The sequence below is a fragment of the Sphingomonas corticis genome, from assembly GCF_012035195.1.
GTDB classification, from domain to species: Bacteria; Pseudomonadota; Alphaproteobacteria; order Sphingomonadales; family Sphingomonadaceae; genus Sphingomonas; species Sphingomonas corticis.
Genome location: NZ_JAAVJH010000011.1, coordinates 1 through 24,324 on the forward strand (window position 1 = coordinate 1; position 24,324 = coordinate 24,324).

A 24,324-nucleotide genomic window follows, 5' to 3' on the forward strand; every position below is an offset into this window, starting at 1 on the left:
GTTCATCACGCTCGCCGCCACCTTGTCGATCGTGCCGAGCGTGCCGGTCGCCGGCATGGCGCTGATCCTGGGCGTCGACCGCTTCATGTCCGAGTGCCGCAGCCTGACCAACTTCATCGGCAACGCGCTGGCGACGGTGGTCGTCTCGCGCTGGGAAGGCCGGCTCGACAAGGCGCAGTTCGACGCCGCCCTCGCCGGACGCGCCCCGCGCGTCGACCCAATGCCCGCCGGCGCGGTGCCGGCGGAGTAGCGGCACGTGACCTTCGCCTCTCGCGTCCTGCTGGGCGCCACCGCGCTCCTCGCCCTTCCGGCGGCGGCGCAGACCGTCTCGCCGAGCGAGGCGGGCGGCACCCGCAACCCCGCCACGCCCACCGTCGCCTCCTATCCCGCCGCCGCCGCGGGGGACGGCGCCGCGGCGGGCGGATACAATCTGTCGCGCTGGGCGGAGGACTGGCGCGCGCTGTGCGACCCGGCGAAGCGCGACGACCCCGTCGACGCGCTGAAATGCGTGAAGCTGGACGCTGACGGCGACCTCTACGTCACCTTGTCCGGCGAAGCGCGGCTGCGCGTCAACCATACGACGAACCCCGGGCTGCGCGACCGCCGCGCGCAGCGGCAGGACATCCGCCGGCTGGTGGCGGGCGCGGACGTCCACCTGGGCGAGCATCTCCGCCTGTTCGGCGAGGTGGCGCACGGCGGCATCTCCGGGGTGGAGCTGGGCGAGCCCGCCGCCACGCTGCGCAACGACGTCGTGTTCCAGCAGGCCTTCGTCGAGGCGAAGGCGCGGGTCGGCCACGTCGATCTCGGCGCGCGCTACGGGCGGCAGGAGTTCACCGACGGACCCAACCTCCTCGTCTCGCAGCGCGACAACAACACCATCCGCTACACGCTGAACGGATGGCGCGCCTGGGCGCGCACGCCCGCGATGCGGATCGACGCCTTCGACCTGAAGCCGACGCAATATGGCGATCTGGGCACCGACGACGACGTGATCGATCCCGCCCGCCGCTTTTCCGGCGTGACGCTGGGCTTCGTCCTGCCCAAGACGTGGCTGGGCGGATCGAAGCTGTACGTCGACCCCTTCTTCTGGCGGCGGCGCAACAGCGTGGGCACCTGGGGCGGGCGGATCGGCCCGGCGACCCGCTATTATCTCGGCGCGCGGCTGTGGGGCGAGGCGGGGCCGCTGACGATCGACTGGTCGGCGAACCGGCAATGGGGCGAATTCATCGACCAGCGGGTCGACGCCTGGCAGGTGTTCCTGGCGCAGACGTGGCGGCTGGGCGGGGACGCTCAGGCGCCCCGCGTCGGCATCCACGCCGACTATGCGAGCGGTGGCGGCGGCTACGGCGACGGACGGCTGCGCAACGCCTATGCCCCGTTCGGCAACAACATCTACTACAGCTACGCGCTGTTCCTGACGCCGTCGAACCTGATCGCCGTCGCGCCCAACCTCACCGTCTCGCCGACGAAGGCGGTGCGCGTCACCGGCGAGTATCAGCTGGCGTGGCGAGACGCGACCGACGACGCGGTGTACCGCGCCAACGGTCAACCATTCGCCGGTACGCAGAACGTGCGGGCCGCGAAGATCGGCGATGTGGCGCGCCTGCAGCTCCAGTGGACGATCACGCCGCGGCTGTCATTCACCGGCCGCTACGAGCACCTGTTCGCCGGTCCGTCGCTGACCGGCGCGGGCTATGCGGACAGCGACTTTCTGGCCGGCTGGCTGAGCTTCCGTTTCTGAAGAAGGCACCGATGATCCATTCCGCCATCCACGCTGCCGCGCGCGCCTTGCTGGCCGATCCGCTGACGAACAAGGGCACCGCCTTCACCGCGGCGGAGCGCGACCGCTTCGGCCTGCACGGGCTGCTGCCGCCGCACGTCGGCACGCTGGAGGGGCAGATCGCGCGGCGGCGACGCGCGCTGGAGGCGCTGCCCGACGATTTCCACCGCTACGCCTTCCTGCGCGAGTTGCAGGACACCAACGAGGTGCTGTTCCACGCGCTGGTGCAGAGCGACCTGCCGCGGATGCTGCCGCTGGTCTATACACCAACGGTGGGCGAGGGGTGCCGGCGCTTCAGCGAGATCTGGCGTCGCCCCCGCGGGCTGTTCCTGTCCTGGCCCAACCGCGACCGCATCGCCGACATCCTCGCCGATCCCGCGCTCGACCGGGTGAAGGTGATCGTCGTTTCCGACGGGGAGCGGATCCTTGGCCTCGGCGACCAGGGCGCGGGCGGCATGGGCATCCCGATCGGCAAGCTGGCGCTCTACACCGCCTGTGCGGGCATCCACCCGTCGGAGGTGCTGCCGATCCTGCTCGACGTCGGGACGGACAATCCCGCGCTGCGCGACGATCCGCTCTACGTCGGCTGGCGCCACCCGCGCGTGCGCGGGGAGGATTACGACGCCTTTGTCGAGACGTTCGTGGCCGCCGTGGCGGCGCGCTGGCCGAACGTGCTGCTGCAATGGGAGGATTTCGCCGGCGCCAACGCCTGGCGGCTGCTCCACCGCTATCGCGACCGATTGCTCAGCTTCAACGACGACATCCAGGGCACGGCGGCCACCGCGGTCGGCGCGCTGTTGGCGGCGGTGGGGCGCACCGGGCGCGGGCTGGCGGAGCAGCGCGTCGTCATCGTCGGCGCGGGCGCCGCGGGGATGGGCATCGCCGCGCTGCTGGTCGACGCGATGGTGGCGGACGGCATGGACCGCGCGGCGGCGCGGCGCGCGATCGCCGCCTTCGACCGCGACGGTCTGGTCGTGCGCGGTCGCAACGTGCTGGGCGAGGCGCAGCAGGCGCTGGCACGCGATCCGGCCGAGGTGGAAGGCTGGGATACGCGCGACCTGGCCGATGTGGTCGCGCGGATGCGCCCGACGATCCTGATCGGCACCTCGGGCCAGCCCGGGGCCTTCGGCGAGGCGGCGGTGCGCGCGATGGCGGCGGCGTGCGATCGTCCTATCGTCTTCCCGCTGTCCAATCCCGTTTCCCACGCGGAGGCGCATCCCGCCGACCTGCTCGCCTGGACCGAGGGGCGCGCCATCGTCGGCACCGGCAGCCCGTTCGGCGTGGCGGGCGTGGCGCAGGTCAACAACGTCTACGTGTTCCCCGGCATCGGCCTGGGCGCGCTGGCGAGTGGGGCGCGGCGGGTGAGCGACGGCATGTTCCTCGCCGCCGCGCGCGCGCTGGCGGCCGCGGCGCCCGCGACCGGCGCGGACCTGCTGCCCCCGCTCAACCGGCTGCGCGACACTGCGCTGGCGGTGGCGCAAGCGGTCGCCGCGGCGGCGCACGCGGACGGATCGGCACCCGCCGACCCGGACGCGATCGATCCGGCCCCGTCACCGGCGATGTGGGTGCCCGCCTACGAGGAAGCCTGATATCGCGGCGGCATGATCGATCATGTCGCCATCGTCGGCGCGGGCTTTTCCGGCACGCTGCTGGCGATCAACCTGCTGCGCCTGGACGGCCCGCGCGCCACGCTGATCGAGCGGGCGCCCGTCGCCGGGCAGGGCGTGGCCTATGGCACGCCCCACGACGAGCACGTGCTGAACGTGCGCGCCGCGAACATGAGCGCGCTGCCCGACGATCCCGGCCACTTCGTCCGCTGGCTCGCCGAGCGCGGGGAGGCGGACGCCGGCGGCGCCTTCGTGCCGCGCAAGGTGTATGGCGCGTACCTGCGCGATATGCTGGACCGGGCGCGCGCCGACGCACCCGACCGGCTGGCGGTGATCCACGGCGAGGCGGTCGACCTGCGACTCGACGCGGGCGCGCGGCTGACGCTGGCGGACGGCGGGACGATCGCCGCCGACGTGGCGGTGCTGGCGGTGGGCAATCTGCCGCCGCACCTGCCCGCCCCGCTCGCCGCCGTCGCCGGCTTGCCGCGCTACCGCGCCGATCCGTGGGATGGGGCGATCGTCGCGGAGCCGGGTGCGGACGACGTGGTGGTGCTGGTCGGCACCGGGCTGACCATGGTCGACGTGGCGCTCCGGCTCGACGGCGCGGGCTTCCGCGGCCGGATGCTCGCGCTGTCCCGCCGCGGCTTGACGCCGCACCGGCACGCGGCGGGTGCGCCCGCCGCCCCGCCGCTGGCGGAGCGCCCCCGGGGCGAGGCGTCCGCGCTGGTGCGCGAGGTGCGGCGGCGCGGCGCGGCGATCGGCTGGCGCGCCGCGGTGGACGAGTTGCGCCCGTACACGCAGGCGATGTGGGCGTCGGCGGAGCCCGCGCAGCGCGCGCGCTTCCTTCGCCACCTGCGCCCGTGGTGGGACGTGCACCGCCACCGTCTCGCGCCGATCGTGGCGGACCGCCTGGCCGCGCTGGCGGCGTCGGGCCGGTTGCGCGTGGTCGCGGCGAAGCTCGCCGACGCGCACGCGCGGCCCGACGGCATCGACCTCGCCTATCGCCCCCGCGGCGCGGAGGCGGTGCAGCGCGTGACGGCGCAGGCGATCGTCAACTGCACCGGCCCGCTCGGCGACCTGTCGCGCACGCGCGAGCCGCTGCTGGCGGGGCTGGTCGCGCGCGGCACGATCCGGCCCGACGCGGAGCATCTCGGCATCGACGTCGACGCGCAGGCGCGCACGATCGCGCGCGACGGCGCGGCCGACAACCGGCTGTGCGCGATCGGCCCAATGACGCGCGGCGCGTTCTGGGAGATCGTGGCGGTGCCCGACATCCGGCGCCAGGCGTGGGACCTGGCGCGCCGCCTGTCCAACGCGCACTGGGTGGAAGGCGAGGGGCTCTGACCGACGTGGACGAAGGCGGGCGCGTGCCGTTCGCCCGGCTGGCGCTGTTCGCCGCCGGCGACTTCGGCTTCAACCTGTTCTGGCAGAGCACGATGCTCTACCTGCTGTTCTTCTATACCGAGGCGCTGGCGATCCCCGCGGCGACCGCCGGGACGATCTTCCTCGTCGCCTCCGCGTGGGACGGCATCGCCAGCTTCGCCGCGGGCGTGGCGGTGGACCGCGGGCGCTGGGCGGGGCGCTACGGCCGCGTCCTCGCCTGGGGTGCGGTGCCGCTCGGCATCAGTTTCGCGCTGGTCTACGTGCCCGTCCGCGGCGGCATGCTCGCGCTCGCCTGGGCTCTGGCAACGCAATTGCTGTTCCGCACCGCCTATGCCGCGATCAACGTGCCGTACACCGCCATGTCGGCGCGCGTATCGCTGGCGAGCGCGGACCGCGCGACCGTGGCGGGGCTGCGGATGCTGGCGGGGACGCTGGCGGCGGTGGCGGTGGCCGGGGGAACGGTGCCCGTGGGGCGGCTGTTCGCGGGCGAGGGCGCGGCCATCTACCGCGACGCCGCGCTGGTCTTCGCCGCGGCCGGCGCCGCGCTGATCGCGCTGGTCGGCGCCACCTTCCGCGACCGTGCGCCCGTCATGTCGGCGGCGCGCCCGCCCACCGGCCGCACGATCGCGGCGCTGGCGCGCAACCGCGGCTACGGGCGGCTGATGGCGGGCATGGCGGCGATGATCGTGGCGGTCACGCTGGTCGACCGGTCCGTGCTCTATTACTTCAAGTACGTGCTCGGCGACGAGGGCGCGGGGCGGCTGACGCTGGCGACCATGGCGGCGGTCAGCGGGCTGGCGGTGCCCGCGTGGATGCTGCTCGCCCGCCGCGTCGGGACGCGGCGGGTGTGGCTGGCAGCGGTGGCCGCCTGCTGCGCCGGGCTGCTGCTGTTCGTGCTGGTCGACGTGCCGCGGGTCCGCGCCACGCAGGGGTTCCTGATCGCGATGCATGCCGCGATCGTCGGGCTGCACTTCAGCTTCTGGGCGATGCTGCCCGACACGCTCGACGGGGAGGCGGCGCAGGGCGGGCAGGCGGTCGCCTTCGGCCTCGCCGCGCTGGTGCAGCGCGTGGCGATCGGTGCCGCGACCGCGCTGCTCGGCCTGGGGCTGGAGGGCGCCGCGCCCGATACGGCGGCGCTGCGCGCGACCATCGGCGTCATGCCGCTGGTCTTCTTCCTTCTGGCGGGCGCCGCGCTGGTGCGACGCCCGCGCTGATCGGTCAGGCGCCCGCCACCAGCTCGAACGAGCCGGTCACGCCCTCGGCCTGGGCGGACGGCGCGATCCACAGGTCGAACGTGCCCGGCTCCACCGTGGGCGTCAGGTCGACGCCGAGGAACATCAGGTCCGCGCGGCGCAAGGTGAAGCGCACCGTCTCGCGCGCACCCGGCGCCAGCGCGACCTTGCGGAACGCCTTCAGCTCGCGGACCGGCCGTGTGATGCTGGCGACGCGGTCGCGGACGTAGAGCTGCACCACCTCCTCCGCCGCGCGGCGGCCGGTGTTCGCCACCGTCGCCGACACCTCCAGCGTCCCGTCCCACGCCATCCGCGCGGGCAGGCGCAGGTCGCCATATTCGATCGTGCCGTAGGTGAGGCCGTGGCCGAACGGGAACAGTGCGGCGTTGGGCGCGGTGCGGTAGCGCGCCTTGTACGGCTCGGTCATGTTCGGCGCCGGGCGGCCGGTGGCCTTGTGGTCGTAATGATAGGGCGACTGCCCGCTCTCGAAGGGGAAGCTGCACGGCAGCCGACCGGAGGGCGAGTAGGCGCCGAACAGCACGTCGGCGATGGCGTGCCCGCTTTCCGAGCCGAGGAACCAGGTGACGAGGATGGCGGGCGCCTCGCGAACCGCGCCCGACAAGGCGAGACCGCGGCCGTTCTTCAGCACGACGACCATCGGCTTGCCGGCCTTCGCGACCGCCTCTGCCAATTCCATCTGCGGTGCGGGCACGACAATCTCCGTGCGCGACTGCGCCTCTCCGGACATCCCCTCCGATTCGCCGATCGCCAGAAGCACGACGTCCGCCGCCTGCGCCGCCGCCACCGCCGCCTCGATCCCGCCCGGCAGCGCCTCCTCCACCTTGCTGCCCGCCGTGACGGTGACGCTGCGCGCGCCCGCCGCGCGGATGCCCGTGGCCAGGTCGACCGCGTTGGCATTGTCGCCATAGACCACCCAGGGTCCGTTGATGTCGTGCTGGCCCTCGGCGAAGGGGCCGATCAGCGCGATCTTCCGCCCCTTGTCCAGCGGCAGCACGTCGCCCTCGTTCTTCAGCATCACGATCGACTTGCGCCCCGCCTCGCGCGACAGCGCCAGGCTGGCCCGCGTGCGCGATCGCGCCTTCTCGCGCTTCGGATCGATGCGGCGGAACGGGTCGTCGAACAGGCCCAGCATGTGCTTCACCGCCAGCACGCGGCGCACCGATCGGTCCACCCGCTCCTCCGGCACCGATCCGTCGCGGACCAGGCCGGGCAGGTGCTTGAAGTAATTGTCGCTCTGCATCGACATGTCGACGCCCGCCAGGAAGGCGATGCGCGTGGCGTCGCGCGAATCCTTCGCGAAGCCCGCGGCGATCATCTCCTCGTCGCCGGTGTAGTCGCCGACGACAAACCCCTCGAAGCCCCATTCCTCGCGCAGCACCTTCTGCAGCAGCCAGGGATTGCCGTGCGCGGGAATGCCCGCGATCTCGTTGAAGCTGGCCATGCCGGTCATCGCGCCGGCGTCGAACCCGGCCTTGTACGGCGGCAGGTAGGTCTCGCGCAGCGTGCGTTCGGACACGTCGACGGGATTGTAGTCCAATCCGCCTTCCGCCGCGCCATAGGCGGCGAAATGCTTCACGCAGGCCATCACCGCGTCGTCGGCGGTCAGGTCCTCGCCCTGGAACCCCTTGACGCGCGCCACCGCGAACAATTCGCCCAGCCGCCGGTCCTCGCCCGCGCCCTCCATCGTGCGGCCCCAGCGCTGGTCGCGCGCGACGTCCACCATCGGGAAGAAGGTCCAGTCGATCCCCGCGCCCGCGGCTTCGTAGGCGGCGACGCGCGCGGTGCGGCGGGCGAGTTCGGGCTCGAAGCTCGCCGCCTCGCCGACCGGCACGGGGAAGATGGTGCGGTGACCGTGGATCACGTCGGCGGCGAAGATCAGCGGGATCTTCAGCCGCGACTGCTTCATCACCGCGCGCTGCATCCGCCGCGCCATCTCCGCGCCGTTGCCGTTGAAGACACCGGTCAATGCGCCCGCCACCGCGGCGGCGAGCTGCGCGTCGAAATTGCCGGCTGCGCCCGCCGGGTTCAGCGAGGTGGCGACCCCGCCCGCCCAGGCGGCGGCCATCAGGTTCAGCTGCCCCGCCTTCTCCTCGATCGTCATGCGCGCGATCAGCGCTTCGACCGACGCGGGCAGGGGGCGCGCCGCCGCGGCGTCCAGCATCGCGCGCGCCGGGCTGGCCAGCCAGGCCGCGACCGCACCCGCGCCCATCAGCGTCGCCCGCCGCGTGACCTTCGTCGTCGTCATGATCGCAAAACCCTCTTCCCCGTCGCGCGACCGGCCGAAAAGCGGCTTGGTCGGCGGCGTGTAACCGGTTACGTAGACGTCGGCCGGGGCGTTCGGCAATGCAAATCGGGTCGCGGCTGCACGATGGTGCCGCGGAACATGGCGGAGGATCAAGGGCGATGCGAGCGACGACGATCCGCGACGTCGCGCGCCGGGCGGACGTGTCGGTGGCGTCGGTGTCGCGCGCGCTGAACGGCCATGCCAACGTCCACCCGGAGACGCGCGCGCGGGTGGCCGCGGCGGCGGCGGCGCTGGGCTACGTGCCGCACGCGGGCGCGCGCAGCCTGTCGCTGGCGCGCACGCACTCCATCGGCGTCGTCCTGCCCGATCTGTACGGCGAATTCTTCAGCGAGATCGTGCGCGGCATGGACCGGGAGACGACGGCGCGCGGCTACCACCTGCTATTGTCGAACATGCACGCCGATGCGGAACTGGCGGCGCTGGCGATGCGGTCGATGCGCGGACGCGTCGACGGGCTGATCGTGATGGCGCCGCAGCTGGACGCCGCGGGGCTCGCCGCCGCGCTGCCGCGGGACCTGCCCGCGGTGCTCATCAACGCGGCGGCGGGCACGGGGTGTCCGCTGCTGCGCATCGACAACGCGACCGGCATCGACGCCGTGGTCGCGCATCTCGCCGCCACCGGCCGCCGCGCGCCGGTGCACCTAGCCGGGCAGGAGGCGAACATCGACGGGCGCGAGCGGCGGGAGGCGTTCGCCGCCGCCATGGCGCGGCACCTGCCGGGCGCGCCGGTGCGCGTCGTCGAGGGCGATTTCAGCGAGGAGGCGGGCGCGCGCGCCGTCGCCGCGCTGCGTGCCGCGGGTGATCCGTTCGACGCCATCGTCGCGGCGAACGACATGATGGCGCTCGGCGCCCTCCTGGCGCTCCGCGACGCGGGCACCGACGTGCCGGGCGAGGTGGCGGTGACCGGCTTCGACGACGTGCCGCTCGCCCGCTACCTGTCGCTCACCACGGTCAGGATCGACCTGGTGGAGCTGGGTGGCCGCGCGGTGGTGCGGCTGATCGAGCGGCTGTCCGGTTCGGGAGAGGTGGACTCGGGCGAGGCCGAGCTGGTCGGCGCCGCCCTGATCGTGCGCGGCACCAGCGCGGTCGCAACGGAGACGAGGACATGACGATCGAGACCGGCCGACGCGGCCTGCTGAAGGGCATCGGCGCGGCCGCCGCGATCCTGCCCGCTGCACCTGCGCCCGTGTTCGCCGCGCTGCGGCTGCCCGCGATGTTCGACGATATCGAGCGGCGAACGTTCGACTATTTCTGGGAGACGACGAACGCCGCCAATGGTCTGGTGCCCGATCGCTGGCCAACGCCGTCCTTCTGCTCGATCGCGGCGGTCGGCTTCGCGCTGACAGCCTATCCCATCGCGGTGGAGCGCGGCTGGATCACGCGGGCGCAGGCGCGCGAGCGGACGCTGGTGACGCTGCGCACCTTCGCGCGCCTGCCGCAGGGCCCCGGCGCCAGCGGCACCGCGGGGCACAAGGGCTTCTTCTATCACTTCCTCGACATGCAGACCGGCCTGCGCTTCCGTCAGGTCGAGCTGTCCAGCGTCGACACGACGCTGCTGTTCCTCGGCGTCCTGTTCGCCGGCGCCTGGTTCGACCGGGCGGACGAGTTAGAGATCCGGCAGCTGGCCGATACCATTGTCGGCCGCGCCGACTGGCGCTGGTTCACCAACGACCGTGGTACCGTGTCGATGGGCTGGCATCCGGAGACGGGCTTCATCGCGCGCCCCTGGGAGGGCTACAACGAGGGGATGATGGTCTATATCGTCGGGCTCGGCTCCGGCGCGCGGCCGCTCGCGGATGGCGCGTGGGACGCCTGGGCGAAGACCTATCCCGCGTTCTGGCGCGGCGAGGGCGCGACCCGCCATCTCGCCTTCGCGCCGCTGTTCGGCCATCAGTACGCGCCGATGTGGATCGACTTTCGCGGCATCCGCGACGCCACCATGCGGCGTGAGGGGTTCGATTATTTCGAGAACAGCCGCCGCGCCACCTACGCCAACCGCGCCTATTGCATCGCCAATCCGATGGGCTGGGCGGATTACGGACGCGATATCTGGGGTCTGACCGCCTGCGACGGCCCCGCCGACGTGCAGCGGCCGTACCGCGGGCGCACCGCCACCTTCTTCGGCTATGCGGCGCGGGGGCCGCTCGGCCAGCCCGACGAGCGCGACGACGGCACGATCGCGCCCACCGCCGCGCTCGGCAGCCTCGCCTTCGCGCCGGAAATCGTCGTGCCCGCCGCGCGGGCGATGCGGCGCTGGCCGGGCCTGTACGGCCGCTACGGCTTTCGCGACAGCTTCAACCCCAGCTTCCGCTACGCCGACGCGGGATCGACCAGCGGCACCTTGGGGCCGCGCGGCTGGGTGGCGAGCGATTGGCTGGGGATCGACCAGGGCGCGATCCTGGGCGCGATCGCCAACACCCGGGACGAGGGCGTGTGGCGGGTGATGCGCCGCTCTCCCGCGATCCGGCGCGGGCTGCTGCGCGCAGGCTTCGCCGGAGGCTGGCTGAGGTAGGGCGTGCTGTCGCCGATCGGCAACACCCATCCGGCGAGCGCGACTTTCATGAACGAAAACAATTGACAGCGTGGCGACAGCGGCGCTTTGGAAACGGTTACGGCGACGTGTCGTCATTGGTGTAACCGGTTACAGAACGAAAATAGGGGAGGTTCTGTCATGTCCACTCGCATCGCGATGCGTCACGCATTGTCCCTCGGCATCTCGGCCCTTGCGGTCACCACGGCCTCCCTCGTCGCCCCCGGCGCGGCGGTGGCGCAGACCACCACCGGGCAGATCCGCGGCCAGGTGCGCGACGCCGCCGGCGCGGCGGTCGGCGGCGCGACGGTGACGGCGGTGAACCTGGGCACCAACCAGACGCTGCGCGCCGCCGCCGACGCGAACGGCAGCTACTCGATCACGGGCCTGCGCCCGGCCACCTACGACGTGACGATCACCGGGCCGGACGGCGCCACGTTCCGCCGCCGCGTGATCGTCGTCGTCGGCCAGTCGGCGACGCTCGATGCCCGCCTGGGCGCGGCGACGGAGCCGGCGGCCCCGGCGGCGGACGGTGCGGCGACGCCGCCAGAGGCGCCCGCCGCCGAGCCGGCCGCGGGCGACATCGTCGTCACCGGCAGCCGCCTGCGCGAGACGCGCACCAGCGAGGTCGCGACGAACGTCACGCAGGAGCAGATCCGCATCCTGCCGCAGACCGATCGCAACTTCCTCTCCTTCGCCGCGCTGGCGCCGGGCGTGCGCTACAACGACGACGAGCAGGACAAGGGCATCCGCTCCGGCGCGGCGACCGCCAGCCAGGTCAACGTGTTCGTCGACGGCATCAGCCTGAAGAACAAGCTGCGCGAGGGCGGCATCGCCGGCCAGCAGAACAGCCGCGGCAACGCCTTCGGCCAGCTCGCCGTGCAGGAGTTCCGCGTGCTGACGCAGAACTACAAGGCGGAGTACGAGCAGGCGGGTTCCGCCATCATCACCTCGGTGACGAAGTCGGGCACCAACGAGTTCCACGGCGAGGTCTTCGGCCAGTACACCGATCGCGCGCTGACGCAGAAGAGCTACATCGACAAGCGCGAGGGCAATCCCAAGCCCGCGTTCGAGCGCAAGCAGTACGGCGTGTCGCTGGGCGGCCCGATCATCAAGGACAAATTGTTCTTCTTCGCCGCCTACGAAGGCAACGACCAGGATCGCGCCTTTACCGTCAATTCGACCGGATCGGCCGACCAGATCGCCGAGTTCAACCGCCTGTCCGGCCGCAACATCTCCGATTTCGAGGGCACGTTCGTCAGCCCGTTCCGCGGCGACTTCTACTTCGGCAAGCTGACCTTCACGCCGGACGAGAACCAGGTGTTCGACGTGTCGTTCAGCCGGCGCGAGGAGACCGATATCCAGGGCTTCGGCGGCAACACCGCGTTCGAATATGCCGAGAACAAGCGCAACAAGGTCGACACGTACCTGTTCAAGTGGACCTATAGCGGCGAGGATTTCGTCAACGAGTTCAATGCCAACCACCTGAACTACAACTTCAATCCGGTCGCGATCAATCCCGACCTGCCCTCGTTCGACTATGCCGGCACGATCCTGTTCGGCGGCAAGGATTCGACCCGGCAGGAGTTGCAGGAGAATTGGGCGGTCCGCGACGACGTCACATGGACCGGCGTCGACAATCACGTCATCAAGGCCGGGCTGCGGATGGAGGTGACCGACATCACCATCAACAACCGCGCCTACGTCCAGCCGCGCTACTTCTTCCGCCGCGAGCCGAACAACAACCTCAACTTCGCGTTCCCCGCGGAGGCGCTGCTGGAGCTGGGCAACGGCCGCATCTACGGCTCGAACACGCAGCTGGGCATGTACATCCAGGACGACTGGGACGTCACCGACCGGCTCCAGCTGAACCTGGGCGTGCGGTGGGACTACGAATCCAACGGCTTCAACAACAATTACGTGACGCCTGCGGCGGCGGCGGGGGCGCTGCGCGCGCTTCCGACCACCTTCTACTTCGATCCGGAAGACTATATCTCCGACGGCACCGATCGTAAGCCGTTCAAGGGCGCGATCGCGCCGCGCTTCGGCTTCAGCTGGGATATCAACGACGACCAGTCGACGGTGATCTTCGGCGGGGCGGGCCGGTACTACGATCGCAACAACTTCAACAACACGGTCGACGAGCTCAGCCGGTCGATCAACCCGATCGGGCGCTTCCGCTTCTCCGCCGACGGTTCCCCGCGCGACGGGCAGCCGACGGTGGCGTGGAACCCGTCCTACCTGACGCGCGACGGCTTGCGCGCGCTGGTGAACGCCAACCCGTCGGTCGCGCTGCCCGAGCTGTTCGCGGTGAAGAACAACGCGCGCCCGCCGGTGAACGATCAGTTCAGCTTCGGTGTGCGCCAGCGCGTCGGTGTGTTCGAGGCATCGGTGACGGGGTCGTATCAGCGCGGGCGGAACGGCTACACGAACATCTTCGCCACCCGGCAGAACAATGGCCTGGGCAATTGCTGCAACACCGCGCCGGTGATCCCGTTCGGCTATTCCAACGTCATCGTCGGCCTGGACGGGCTCGACACGCGCTACAAGGCGCTGTTCGTCACGCTGGACAAGAATTACACCAAGTCGAGCGGCTGGGGCCTCAACATCGCCTACACGCTGGGCAAGGCCGAGCAGAACGGGGGCGACCTGTTCAGCCTGGATGCGCTGACGCCGGACGCCTACGGCTGGCGCAACAGCCCGGGTGACGAGCGTCACCGGCTGGTCGTGTCGGGCATCGTGGACCTGCCCGCCGGCTTCCAGTTCTCCACCATCTCGACGCTCGGGTCCGGCCAGGCGTACCAGGTCGTGGACAGCACCGCGGGCGCGTCCGCCGGCGCCAGCCTGTTCACCGCGCGGTACCCGGAGAAGAACTGCATCAAGGGCGTCGCCGCCTTCTGCGAGGTGAACCTGACGCTGGCGAACCGCATCAAGCCGTTCGGCGCGGACAGCGCGCACGAGATCGAGCTGGCGATCGACGTGCTGAACGCCTTCAACAATAAGAACTTCGAAGGCTTCGACGGCGGCTTCAACAACACCATCAATCCGGCCACCGGGCAGGTGATCGACCCGCTGCTGCCGGCCGACGCCCAGAACGCGACGGGGTTGCTGACGTTGCCGCGGCGCATCCAGTTCCGCGTCGGCTATCGCTTCTGATGCCAGGCGCGCGAGCGGGGCGGGGGTCTTTCCCTCGCCCCGCCCGCGGCTTAGGGCGCCGGGCGTGATCCGCCCGCTGCTCCCCCTTCCGCTCCTGCTCGCCCCCGTCTCCGCGCTCGCGCAGCAGTCGGGTGACATCGTCGTCGTCGGCCGGGGGCTGGCGCAGCGACCCGGCGACCGCGCGTTCGACGTGGTGACGATCGACCGCGCGCGCATCGACGAGAGCGCGAGCGACCGGCTGGAGGCGGTGCTGGCCGACGTGGCCGGGTTGCAGCAATTCCGTCGCTCCGACTCGCGCTCGGCCAATCCGACCAGCCAGGGCATCTCGCTGCGCGGCATCGGCGGCAATGCGTCGAGCCGCGCGCTGCTGATCCTGGACGGGGTGCCGCAAGCCGACCCGTTCGGCGGCTGGGTGCCGTTTCCCGCTTATGCCACCGACCGGCTCGGGCTGGTGCGCGTGACGCGCGGCGGCGGCAGCGGCTATTTCGGCCCCGGCGCGCTCGCGGGCACGGTGGAGCTGGAGAGCGCGGCGCCGGGCACGACGCCCGCGCTGGGCGCCTCCGTCGCCTACGGCAGCCGAGACTCGCTCGACGCACAGGCGTCGGCCGCGCTGGTGCGCGGCGCCGGCGCGGCGACGCTGTCCGCCGCCTACGCCCGCGGCGACGGCTTCGTGCCCGTGGTGGCGGAGAACCGCGGACCGGCGGATCGCGCCGCACCCTATGAGCAGGCATCGCTGGCGCTGCGCACCGTGCTGGCGGTGGACGCGACGACCGAGGTGCAGGCGAGCCTCTCCGGCTTCACCGACACGCGCGAGCGCGGCACCGCCTTCACGCGCAATCGCAGCGAGGGCGCCGACGCCAGTGTCCGCGTGGTGGGGCGCGGGCGCTGGGGCTTCGCCGCGCTCGCCTATCTTCAGACGCGCGGCTTCGCCTCGCAATTCGCGAGCGTGAACGCGGCGCGGACGCTGGCGACGCAGACGCTCGACCAGTACAACACGCCCGCGACCGGCACCGGCGCGCGGCTGGAACTGGTGCCGCCGATCGGTCGGGACATCGACCTGCGCATCGGCGTCGATGCGCGCACGACCGAAGGGCGCACGCAGGAGCGCTACACCTATGTCGCCGGGCAGCCGACGCGGCGGCGCGTGGCGGGGGGCGAGACGCGGACACTGGGCGCCTTCGCCGACGCCTCGCTGGAACGCGGCACGCTGACGCTGACGCTCGGCGGGCGGGTCGACCACTGGCGCATCGCCGGCGGGTTCCTGCGCGAGGCACCGATCGCGCCCGGGCCGGCGCTGACGGACGAACGCTTTGCGACGCGCAACGGGACGGAGGGGACTGGGCGCGCGGGGGTGGCCTGGTCGCCCGCGGCACCGGTGACGCTGCGCGCCGCGGCCTATCGCGGGTGGCGGTTGCCGACGCTGAACGAGCTGTACCGCCCCTTTCGCATCGGCGCGGACGCGACCGCCGCGAACGCCGCGCTCGATCCCGAACGGCTGAGCGGCGTCGACGGCGGCGTCACGATCGCGCCGGCCCCTGGCGTCAGCGTCGCCGCGACGCTGTTCGCCAACCGCCTGGACGGCGCGATCGCCAACGTGGGCGCAGGCCAGGGGCCCGGGACTTTCCCCGGCGTCGGCTTCGTCGCCGCCGGGGGCATTTATCGCGTCCGCCGCAACCTGGACGCGATCCGCTCGCGGGGGTGGGAAGTGGACGCGCGCTGGCAGCGTGGCGCGGTGAGCGCCCAGGCATCGTGGAGCCACGCCGACCCGCGCGTGGCGGCGAGCGGGGTCGCGGCGGCGCTGGACGGACTGCGCCCGGCGCAGACGCCGCGCGACCTCGTCTCGGCCACGCTGGGCTGGCGCCGCGCCGATCGCGTGGTCTCCGCGACGGTGCGCCACGCCGCGCGCCAGTTCGAGGACGATGCGAACAGCCGCACGCTGGCTTCGGCGACGACCGCGGACGTCTACCTCGCCGCGCCCGTCGGTCGTGCCGTCCTGCTGGAGTTGCGCGGCGAGAACGTGACCGGGACGCGCGTGGAGGCGGGGATCGCCGGCGCGGGCGTCGTCGAACGCGCGACACCGCGCACCTTGTGGTTCGGCCTGCGCCTGCGCTGACGGACGAAAAGAACGTTAACCCGCGTCAATCGCGTGGTTTTCTGCTGGAACCCGCGCGCGGCACGCCCGGTTACGCAGCCACGACAACCGGGAGAGTGCGATGAAGACGTTCCTTGTGATGGCCGCAGGGCTGATCGCCACCACGCCTGCCGCGGCACAGACCGCCAGCCCTGCCGCCTACGTGGCACAGGCCGGCGCGAGCGACCAGTACGAGATCCAGTCGAGCCGCCTTGTGATGGCATCGACCCGCGATCCTAAGATCCGCTCCTTCGCGCAGATGATGATCCAGCATCACACGAAGAGCACCGCGGACGTGAAGGCCGCCGCGACGCGCGCGAAGCTGCGTCCCGCCCCGCCCAAGCTGATGCCGATGCAGGCCGACATGGTCGCGCAGCTGCGCGCACAGACCGGCACCGGCCGCGACACGTTGTACGTCACGCAGCAGAAGACCGCGCACCAGCAGGCACTCGCGCTCCACCAATCTTATGCGCAGGACGGCTCGTCCGCCCCGTTGAAGGCGGCGGCGGCGAAGATCGTGCCGGTGGTGGAGCAGCATATCGCGACGCTGGAGACGATGTGAGCCACCGGTCCTGACACGATCGCGGGGCCGCCGCGCCCCGCGGTCGTCGCGTCATTCCGCCGCGATCACGGTGCTGCGGCGCCGGCGCGGCGGCGTGGCGACGGACAGCCTCGGCACCAGCGGCGCCTCTTCGCGGTCGTCCCAGCCGAGCACCATGGAAATGTGCGTCGCCGTCGCCTGCAACTGCGCGAGCGCGGTATCCAGCGACACGTGCTGGGCGTTGTCGATCGTGCTGAGGAAGGGGATGGTCAGCGCGGCGACCACCTGGCCGTCGAAGCCGAAGATGGGGCAGGACAGGTACGAGATGCCCGGCATGCGCTCGCTCGGGCGCCTGTCGTATCGCTGCGCCCGCACCGCTGCCAGTCGCCGCGCGAGCGCGGCATCGGGCGCGCCGCCGAGCAGCTCCGCGCGTCGCTCCTCCAGCATGAACGCCAGCAGGACGGCTCCCGAGCAGCTGTCGTGCAGCGCGATATCGCTGCCCAGCCGCATCGCGTAGCCGGTGCAGCCGGGGCTCTCCTGCCGCGCGACGATCAGGCCGCGGCGCGCGTTGACGACGACCAGGTGGCAGGACTGATTCGTCGCCGCCGCCAGCGCGTGCATCAGCGGCGCGGCGACGTGCGTCAGCTCGCGCGCCGGCGTGGCGCGGTGCGCGAGTTCCAGCAGCCTGTACGTCACCCGATAGCGGTCGCTGGCGGCGTCCTTGTGCAGCCAGCCGCGCCGGTCGAGCACCACGATGACGCGGAACAGCTCGCTCACCGAACGGCCGAGCCGCTGCGCCATCTCGGTGATGGTCAGCCCGAACGGCTCCCTGCCGAGCAGCTCGATGATGTCGATGCCCTTCTCCAGCGCAGGCGCGCTGTAATGGGGCGAGGCGGGGGCGGCGGGCGTTGCACGCGGGGCGGAGCGGGCGGGCATGGCGAGATTGATAACGTTCCCTTCGCGGCTTGTCATGCCCGCTGGTCGGCGACGTCGCCGTCAGGCTGCCCGGCGCCGTGCGCACGATGGTCCACCCACGGGATCGCTGCGCGGATGGGCGACGTCGCGGATTGGCGCGCCCGGCTGGATTCGAACCAGCGGCCACAAGCTTAGAAGGCTCGTGCTCTATCCAACTGAGCTACGGGCGCGCGCCGGTGCGGCGTAGCGCGGATTGCGGCCGGGCGAAACCGCCCGCATAGTCCGCGCCATGACGGACGGGCGCGAGAGGGAGGTGGAGGCGGGGGCGGTCGCAGGGCGGCCGCTGCGTTACTACGACGTCGTGATGGCGGCGTTCGTCGCAGTCCTGCTGCTGTCCAACGTGCTGGGTGCCGGCAAGGTGGCGGTGGTCGACCTGCCTGGGATCGGGCCGTGGCCGTTCGGTGCGGGTATCCTGTTCTTCCCGGTCAGCTACGTGATCGGCGACGTGCTGACCGAGGTCTACGGCTATACCCGGGCGCGCCGCGTGATCTGGGTCGGCACGGCGGCCACCGTCTTCATGGCGGCGATGGCCTTCGTCGTCGTCGCGCTGCCGCCCGCGCCGGACTGGACCAACCAGGCGGCGTACGAGACGGTCTTCGGCCAGGTGCCGCGGATCGTCTTCGCCAGCCTGTGCGCGTTCTGGGCGGGCGAGTTCGTCAACGCCTACGTCCTCGCGCGCATGAAGGTGGCGAGCGGCGGTCGGCACCTGTGGATGCGCACGATCGGGTCGACCGTGGCGGGACAGGCAGTGGACAGCCTGATCTTCTACCCGCTCGCGTTCCTGGGCGCGGCGGGCTGGACGCCGCAGCTCGTCGTCACCGTCCTGTTCACGCAATGGGCGCTGAAGGTGGCGTGGGAAGTGCTGCTGACCCCGGTCACCTACCTGGTCGTCGGCGGGCTGAAGCGTGCCGAAGGGCTGGACGTCTACGACCGCGCGACCGACTTCACGCCGTTCCGCGCCAAGGTGTGAGGCGATCGGCCGCGGGCGAACGTTGAGGATGTTGAGGTGCCGGCGCGTTTTCGCGACCGGATGCGGGCGGGACTTCGGGAAGGGGCACGAACCGGGCACCGCCGCTGTCTATCGCTCGCCCGCGGCGTAGGACAGACAGCAGGGGTCAGGCCGCGACGGCCTCCACGAGCCCTTCGAACAGCCGCCGGCCGTCGTCGCCGCCGTGCGCGCCTTCGACCCTGCGCTCGGGATGGGGCATCAGGCCGAGGACGTTGCCGCGCGCGTTCAGGATGCCGGCGATGTCGCGCGCGCTGCCGTTCACCTTCTCGGCGTAGCGAAAGGCGACGCGGCCCTCGCCCTCCAGCCGGTCGAGCGTTTCCGCGTCGGCGACGTAATTGCCGTCGTGATGCGCGACGGGGAACAGCACGCGCTCGCCCGCGCGATAGCGGCGGGTGAAGGCGGACCGCGTGTCGTCCACCGTCAGCGCGACGTCGCGGCACACGAAGTCGAGGCCGGCGTTGCGCATCAGCGCGCCGGGCAGCAGCCCCGCCTCGGTCAGCACCTGGAAGCCGTTGCAGACGCCGAGCACCGGCAGGCCCCTGCCCGCCTCCTCCACGATCGCGCGCATGATCGGCGAGCGCGCGGCGATCGCGCCGGAGCGCAGATAGTCGCCGTAGGAAAAGCCGCCCGGCACCGCGACCAGCCCGGTACCGTCGGGCAGCGCGGTGTCGCGATGCCACACCATCGCTGGCGCGGCGCCCGTCACCGTCTCCAGCGCGACGGCGATGTCGCGGTCGCAATTGGAGCCGGGAAAGACGATAACCGCGGTCTTCATCAGCCGCGCTCGACCCGGTAGTTCTCGATCACCGTGTTCGCCAGCAGCTGCCGGCACATCGCGTCGACCTGATCGTCGGTGACGCCCTCGGCGACCTCCAGCTCGATCAGCTTGCCGACGCGGGCGCCCTCGACGCCCGCGAAGCCGAGGCCGGAGAGGGCGTGTTCGATCGCCTTGCCCTGCGGGTCGAGCACGCCGGGCTTGAGCGTCACGTGGATGCGCAGCTTCATGCGCGCGCCTATGCCGCGCGGCGCGGCCGGGAGCAACCGGGGAAAGCCGCGGTCAGAAATAGCGGGCGAGGGTGAAGCGATAGCGCATGCGAGTCGCCGCGTAATAGTCGAGCGTCGAGTCGATGCGGCTGACCGAGGCGTTGATGGAGGGGGAGAGGCCGGCGATCCGCCACGCCCGCACCCCCAGCGTCGCGCGGGCAGTGAAGCGCCAATCGCGCCGCGCCGCCGCAGAGAAGAAGTAGAGCGGTGCGTCATACACCGCGCGAGAAGCGGTTCCGCTAACGGCGACGTTGAGGCCGAGCGGAAGCTCGCCGCCGATGCCGGCGATCACGCCCCCCTCCGTGCTGGAGAAGGCGGCGCTGGTCAGTGCGTCGCGGCGAGCGAAGATCCCGCCGGAGGCGACGATCGCCTTCGCGACCGCGTGTTCATAGGTGGCGTAACCGCCCCACTGCCAACCGGTGTAGCCGGGGTCGAACGCTTGGAAGGTGCGGCGCGCATCGAACTGGACGCCGAGACGCCCGACCCGCGACAGCATCGTCTCCACGCCGCCCTTGATCCCTGCTTGCCGCATCGCGACGCGTCCGCCGAACATCCGCTGCGCGCCCACTGCCTGCGCGCGGACACGCAGACGCTCGCCGACCGGCAGTTCGGGCCCGACCGCGGCCTCGATGGCCAGGTCGTCGAAGTCGCGACCGTCATAGTCGGTGCCGACCGCGTCGAGATCGACCAGCATCATCGACTCGCCGAAGGCGGGTAGCCGCAGTCCGGCATCAACGGAGCCGAAGCGCCCCACGCCTGATCGTGGGCGCGCCGAATCGTCGAGCGCAAGCGGCACGGCCTGACCGCCCAAATAAACGTTGATGTTGTCCGCCGAAGTGGCGTTGTTGATGTTGCTGTCGGGCATGATGCCCGCGTCGACGTTGAGCGACCAGTCGCGCTGCGAGCGGATGACGTCGCGCGTGGCGCGGATGGTGCGCGCGATTTCCGGCGGCAGGTCCGCGTCCTGCTCGGCGAGGCGGAACTGACGATCGGCGCCCTGGCGCTTGCCTTGCAGCAGCATGACGCGCGCCAACTCCAGCCGGACGCGCGTCTGATTGGGATCATCGGTCAGGATCGCACGATAAAAGGCCGCGGCGGTCTTCAGATCGTTCGTCTTCTGCGCCACGTACCCCGACAGGAAGCGATATTCGAGCCGCACGCCCGGCGCCTGCGACAGGGCCGCCAGCAGCGGGCGCGCCTCGGCATAGCGTGCCTGCAGCACCAACTCCTGCACCTCGCCCAGCAGTTGCTGTGGTGAGAGGCGGGCGCGGCACACCGACGCCTGGCACCGGTCGATCAGGGTATCGGCCCGGGCCGCGCCTGCCGCCGAGGCGGCAGCGGCCACCATGACCGGGGCGAGCAGCGCCGCGAGCGGCCGAGTCATTTCTTACCCGTGAACGCGCCGAGAATGTCGATCCGCTGGTCGGGCGTCCCGCCGACGATGCGGAAGCCGGCGCCGATCTCCTCCCCGGCAGGACCGAAGAAGGCGCCGTCGATGCTGGATCCGCCGATCGTCAGCGCGCGGTCGACGGTGCTGCCCGGCGCGCGGAACGTGACATCGGTGAACCGGCCCACGAAGCCGCCGACGTTGGAGAGGTCGACCGTCGCCGTTCCCTTGGCGGAGAACTGGCTGCCCGCCGCCATGGAGAAGGCGCCTGTGGTGAAAGCATCGAAGGCGGGGCCGTCGACCACGCCGTTCAGCGTCGTCGTGACAGTCTGCGCGCCGAAATCCACCACAGTCTGGTTCGTGCCGGTGATCCACTGGAAGTAGGTCGGCGAACCGGCATTCGCGTCGAGCTGATCGTTGTAGACCATCGTCGCCAGCATATCGCCGTTGTAGGTGCCCGTGCCGCCCCGCGGGATCGCGCTCGCCGTCGTCTGTTCGCCCCAAGCGAAGACGGCGCGATCCAGGCGATAGCCGTTGCGCAGGTACTGCCGGGTCACCGTCTTGCCGCTGGCGTCGACCAGCGGCTGGCCCGCGGCGTCGTAGAGCGTCTCTGTGACCCGCTCGGTCGTGAAGTCGTTGCGCACGAAGCCGCCATAGGTGACGTAGCGGGTCGTGGTGCCCGGCTTCTGGTAGAAGAAGGTGTTGAGGGTCCGCTTGTAGCCGGGCGTGCCGACCGGATAGGCGCCGGCGGGGAAGACCGCGTCGCCGGTCTGCGACCCGGCTTCGAGATACTGGATCTGCTTCTCCGCGGCGGTCGGCGGGACGCCCACCTGCGGTTCGTTGTTGCCACCGAAGGCGGTGCGGTGGTTGGGATCCTGGAAGCGGACCGAATTGGCGACCGTCGCCGGCGCGCGGTTGATCGACACGTCGAAGATGGCGTCGCGCGGGTCGTAGTTGATGGTGATTCCGCTATTGCGGACGGTGCTGGCGTCCGCGGCGTAGAGTTGTGCCGTCTGCGTGTCGCGATCCGAGCGGGTCTGATACTCGTAATGCTGCACGCCGCCGACCGCGGCGTACGATTTGGCCACCGTCGGCTTGACGAAGCTATGCACGTCGCCCTGTCCCGTCGGGGGTGCGACGCTGCCTGCCGTTTCCGGTCCGGCGCCGCCGCCGCACGCCGCCAGCGCGAACGCCGCCGTGCCGAGGAGAAAGATCGTCCGCATCGCTGCCGTGCCCCGTGGTTCCTTGTCGGCACGCGGGGTACGGCGGGAATGGTTAAGGCGGCGTCAACCGCGCGCTATTTTCCGCGCCGCTTGCGGTGGCTCTCCATGTCCAGCACCGAGGTGCCGCCTTCCTCCGGCAGCAGGCCCAGGCGCCGGGCGACTTCCTGATAGGCTTCCACCTCGCCGCCCAGGTCGCGGCGGAAGCGGTCCTTGTCGAGCTTCTCGTTCGACTCCATGTCCCAGAGCCGGCAGCAGTCCGGGCTGATCTCGTCCGCCAGGATGATGCGGCCGTAGTCGTTGTCCCAGATGCGGCCGAATTCCAGCTTGAAGTCGACCAGGCGGATGCCGATGCCGGCGAACAGGCCGGTCAGGAAATCGTTCACGCGGATGGCGAGGTCGGCGATGTCGTGCATCTCGTCCTGGCTGGCCCAGCCGAAGGCGGCGATATGCTCGTCGGTGATCATCGGATCGCCCAGTTCGTCCGACTTGTAGGCGTATTCGATGATGGTGCGCGGCAGCTGCGTGCCTTCCTCGATGCCGAGCCGCTTGCTGAGCGATCCGGCGGCGACGTTGCGGACCATCACCTCGACCGGCACGATCTCCACCTGGCGGATCAGCTGCTCGCGCATGTTCAGCCGGCGGATGAAGTGCGTGGGCACGCCGATGGTGTTCAGCAGCGTGTAGATATGTTCGCTGATGCGGTTGTTGAGCACGCCCTTGCCGTTGATCGTGCCCTTCTTCTGCGCGTTGAAGGCGGTGGCGTCGTCCTTGAAATACTGGATCAGCGTGCCCGGCTCCGGACCCTCGTACAGGATCTTCGCCTTGCCTTCGTAGATCTGCCGCCTGCGCGCCATGCGTTATGACCCTTCACGAAACGAAGCGCCCCGACGGCGCGGATGGCCGCGCGGCCGGGGCCGGTTACGCGGCCGGCTATAGGCCAAGGGGCAGGGGGGTGCAATCAGGCGGTAGGATCGGCGCGCGTCAGTCCCGCTGCGCGGCCGCGTCGCGCGCGTGATCGGGCACGCCCAGCGCCGCCAGCGCGAGCCGCTTCGCCTCCTTCCACGCCGCCGTTCCCGGCGTCACCAGCTCGACGTGGCCGGTCGCGGGCACGAGGTGGAGCGTCGTGCGGTCGCCGGCCTTCGTCGCGCGGGCGGCGTAATCGGTGGCGAGGCGCAGCGGGATGATGCGGTCCTCCCGACCGTTGACGAGGTCCTGCGGCACGCCGAGCGGCAGGAGGCGGGGAACGGAGGTGTCGGCGAAGCGCCCGCCCGTCAGCTTACCCACCACGTCGGTGCCGCAACCGTTGTCGGGACTGGCGGCGGTCGCCTCCAGGTCGGGCAGGCCGCCGAGCGAGACGACGTGCGCGATCGGCAGCGGATCGCGGGTGCGCAGCGGGCTGTCCGCGGGCAGGCGGGGCCGCGCGGCGAGCCACAGCGCCAGGTGCCCGCCCGCGCTGTGCCCCACGGCAACGACGCGGTGCGTGTCCAGATCGAAGCGCCCGCCCTCGCGCCGCAGCAGGTCGGCGGCCGCGGCGGCATCGGCGAAGGTGCCGGGATAGCCGCCCCCCGCGCGATCGACGCCGCGATAGTCGATGTTCCACACCGCCACCCCGGCGGCGCGCAGGTCGCCCGCGATCCAGTCCATCAGCGAGCGGTCCGCAATCGACGTCTGCCAGCAGCCGCCGTGGACCATCAGCACGACGGGATGCGGCCCGCGGCGGTCGCGCGGCAGCCACACGTCCACCTTCTGCATCTGGTCGGGGCCGAAGGCGACGGTGGCGTCCGCCTTGGGGCGAGCACGCTTCGTCAGGTCGTCCCAGGTGAGCAGGGGAGAGGCGGCGGTGCGGGACATGGCGGGCGACCATGCGGCGAGCAGGGCCGCGGCGGCAAGGGCGAGGGGCAGGCGGGCGAACATGGCGGCAGCATGGCATGCCGGGGGCCTCGGGCGAAGCGTAAGAAATGCCGCTTGCCCCCGCCCGGTCGCTGGGGGAGCATGGCGAT

19 protein-coding genes and 1 tRNA gene are annotated in these 24,324 nt (G+C 71.5%); 11 read left to right on the forward strand and 9 right to left on the reverse strand.

Annotated features, from left to right (window positions below; all coding sequences use genetic code 11):
• From HBH26_RS15065 to HBH26_RS15085, 5 genes are all read left to right on the forward strand, one after another.
• A partial coding sequence (locus HBH26_RS15065; RefSeq protein WP_168135469.1) for a cation:dicarboxylate symporter family transporter occupies positions 1-250 on the forward strand: 250 nt, incomplete at its 5' end.
• 6 nt (positions 251-256) lie between these two features.
• Positions 257-1,741, forward strand: coding sequence for an alginate export family protein (locus tag HBH26_RS15070; protein WP_168135470.1), 1,485 nt, complete (start codon positions 257-259; stop codon positions 1,739-1,741).
• 11 nt (positions 1,742-1,752) lie between these two features.
• Positions 1,753-3,369, forward strand: a complete 1,617-nt coding sequence (locus HBH26_RS15075) for an NAD-dependent malic enzyme (protein WP_168135471.1) — start codon at positions 1,753-1,755, stop codon at positions 3,367-3,369.
• 12 nt (positions 3,370-3,381) lie between these two features.
• Positions 3,382-4,731, forward strand: a complete 1,350-nt coding sequence (locus HBH26_RS15080; protein ID WP_168135472.1) for an FAD/NAD(P)-binding protein — start codon at positions 3,382-3,384, stop codon at positions 4,729-4,731.
• Positions 4,732-4,754: 23 nt separating this feature from the next.
• A complete protein-coding gene (locus tag HBH26_RS15085) occupies positions 4,755-5,984 on the forward strand; it encodes an MFS transporter (RefSeq protein ID WP_338057415.1) in 1,230 nt (409 codons plus the stop codon).
• A gap of 4 nt (positions 5,985-5,988) precedes the next feature.
• On the opposite strand, the gene HBH26_RS15090 is transcribed toward HBH26_RS15085, so the two are convergent.
• Entirely contained in the window at positions 5,989-8,268 is a 2,280-nt protein-coding gene (locus HBH26_RS15090; RefSeq protein WP_168135473.1) for a glycoside hydrolase family 3 N-terminal domain-containing protein, read from the reverse strand.
• A 158-nt stretch (positions 8,269-8,426) separates the two neighbouring features.
• Between HBH26_RS15090 and HBH26_RS15095 the strand changes: the two genes are divergently transcribed.
• The 5 genes from HBH26_RS15095 (at position 8,427) to HBH26_RS15115 (ending at position 16,707) form a co-directional block, all read left to right on the forward strand.
• Positions 8,427-9,437 (forward strand): LacI family DNA-binding transcriptional regulator, encoded by a 1,011-nt coding sequence (locus HBH26_RS15095; RefSeq protein ID WP_168135474.1) that lies wholly within the window; start codon positions 8,427-8,429, stop codon positions 9,435-9,437.
• Positions 9,434-10,840 carry a glucoamylase family protein gene (locus HBH26_RS15100; RefSeq protein ID WP_168135475.1) on the forward strand — a complete coding sequence of 469 codons (1,407 nt, stop codon included), beginning with the start codon at positions 9,434-9,436 and terminating at the stop codon, positions 10,838-10,840. Before HBH26_RS15095 ends, HBH26_RS15100 begins: the two co-directional genes overlap by 4 nt.
• Before the next feature lie 159 nt (positions 10,841-10,999).
• On the forward strand, positions 11,000-14,014 hold the full coding sequence (locus tag HBH26_RS15105) for a TonB-dependent receptor (RefSeq protein ID WP_168135476.1): 3,015 nt from the start codon (positions 11,000-11,002) through the stop codon (positions 14,012-14,014).
• Between the two features lie 64 nt (positions 14,015-14,078).
• A complete protein-coding gene (locus tag HBH26_RS15110; RefSeq protein WP_168135477.1) occupies positions 14,079-16,127 on the forward strand; it encodes a TonB-dependent receptor in 2,049 nt (682 codons plus the stop codon).
• 100 nt (positions 16,128-16,227) lie between these two features.
• Positions 16,228-16,707, forward strand: a complete 480-nt coding sequence (locus HBH26_RS15115; protein WP_168135478.1) for a DUF4142 domain-containing protein — start codon at positions 16,228-16,230, stop codon at positions 16,705-16,707.
• A gap of 51 nt (positions 16,708-16,758) precedes the next feature.
• Here HBH26_RS15115 and HBH26_RS15120 read toward each other — a convergent pair whose 3' ends face one another.
• Together HBH26_RS15120 and HBH26_RS15125 are read right to left on the reverse strand one after the other, a co-directional pair.
• A complete protein-coding gene (locus HBH26_RS15120; protein ID WP_168135479.1) occupies positions 16,759-17,622 on the reverse strand; it encodes an IclR family transcriptional regulator in 864 nt (287 codons plus the stop codon).
• 132 nt (positions 17,623-17,754) lie between these two features.
• Positions 17,755-17,831: transfer RNA gene (locus tag HBH26_RS15125), tRNA-Arg, on the reverse strand.
• Positions 17,832-17,890: 59 nt separating this feature from the next.
• Here HBH26_RS15125 and HBH26_RS15130 point away from each other — a divergent pair.
• Positions 17,891-18,631, forward strand: coding sequence for a queuosine precursor transporter (locus HBH26_RS15130; protein WP_168135480.1), 741 nt, complete (start codon positions 17,891-17,893; stop codon positions 18,629-18,631).
• Positions 18,632-18,776: 145 nt separating this feature from the next.
• On the opposite strand, the gene purQ is transcribed toward HBH26_RS15130, so the two are convergent.
• The 6 genes from purQ to HBH26_RS15160 form a co-directional block, all read right to left on the reverse strand.
• The gene (gene purQ, locus HBH26_RS15135; RefSeq protein WP_168135481.1) at positions 18,777-19,445 is read right to left on the reverse strand and encodes a phosphoribosylformylglycinamidine synthase subunit PurQ; all 669 of its coding nucleotides are present in this window, start codon (positions 19,443-19,445) and stop codon (positions 18,777-18,779) included.
• The gene (gene purS / locus HBH26_RS15140; protein ID WP_168135482.1) at positions 19,445-19,675 is read right to left on the reverse strand and encodes a phosphoribosylformylglycinamidine synthase subunit PurS; all 231 of its coding nucleotides are present in this window, start codon (positions 19,673-19,675) and stop codon (positions 19,445-19,447) included. The genes purQ and purS overlap by 1 nt, the downstream gene beginning before the upstream one ends.
• Positions 19,676-19,727: 52 nt before the next feature.
• On the reverse strand, positions 19,728-21,098 hold the full coding sequence (locus tag HBH26_RS15145; protein ID WP_168135483.1) for a surface lipoprotein assembly modifier: 1,371 nt from the start codon (positions 21,096-21,098) through the stop codon (positions 19,728-19,730).
• A complete protein-coding gene (locus HBH26_RS15150; RefSeq protein ID WP_168135484.1) occupies positions 21,095-22,324 on the reverse strand; it encodes a transferrin-binding protein-like solute binding protein in 1,230 nt (409 codons plus the stop codon). Before HBH26_RS15150 ends, HBH26_RS15145 begins: the two co-directional genes overlap by 4 nt.
• Before the next feature lie 74 nt (positions 22,325-22,398).
• Complete coding sequence (gene purC, locus HBH26_RS15155) at positions 22,399-23,178, reverse strand: phosphoribosylaminoimidazolesuccinocarboxamide synthase (RefSeq protein ID WP_168135485.1); 780 nt, start codon at positions 23,176-23,178, stop codon at positions 22,399-22,401.
• Positions 23,179-23,305: 127 nt separating this feature from the next.
• The gene (locus tag HBH26_RS15160; RefSeq protein WP_209308606.1) at positions 23,306-24,238 is read right to left on the reverse strand and encodes an alpha/beta hydrolase; all 933 of its coding nucleotides are present in this window, start codon (positions 24,236-24,238) and stop codon (positions 23,306-23,308) included.
• Positions 24,239-24,324: the final 86 nt, after the last annotated feature.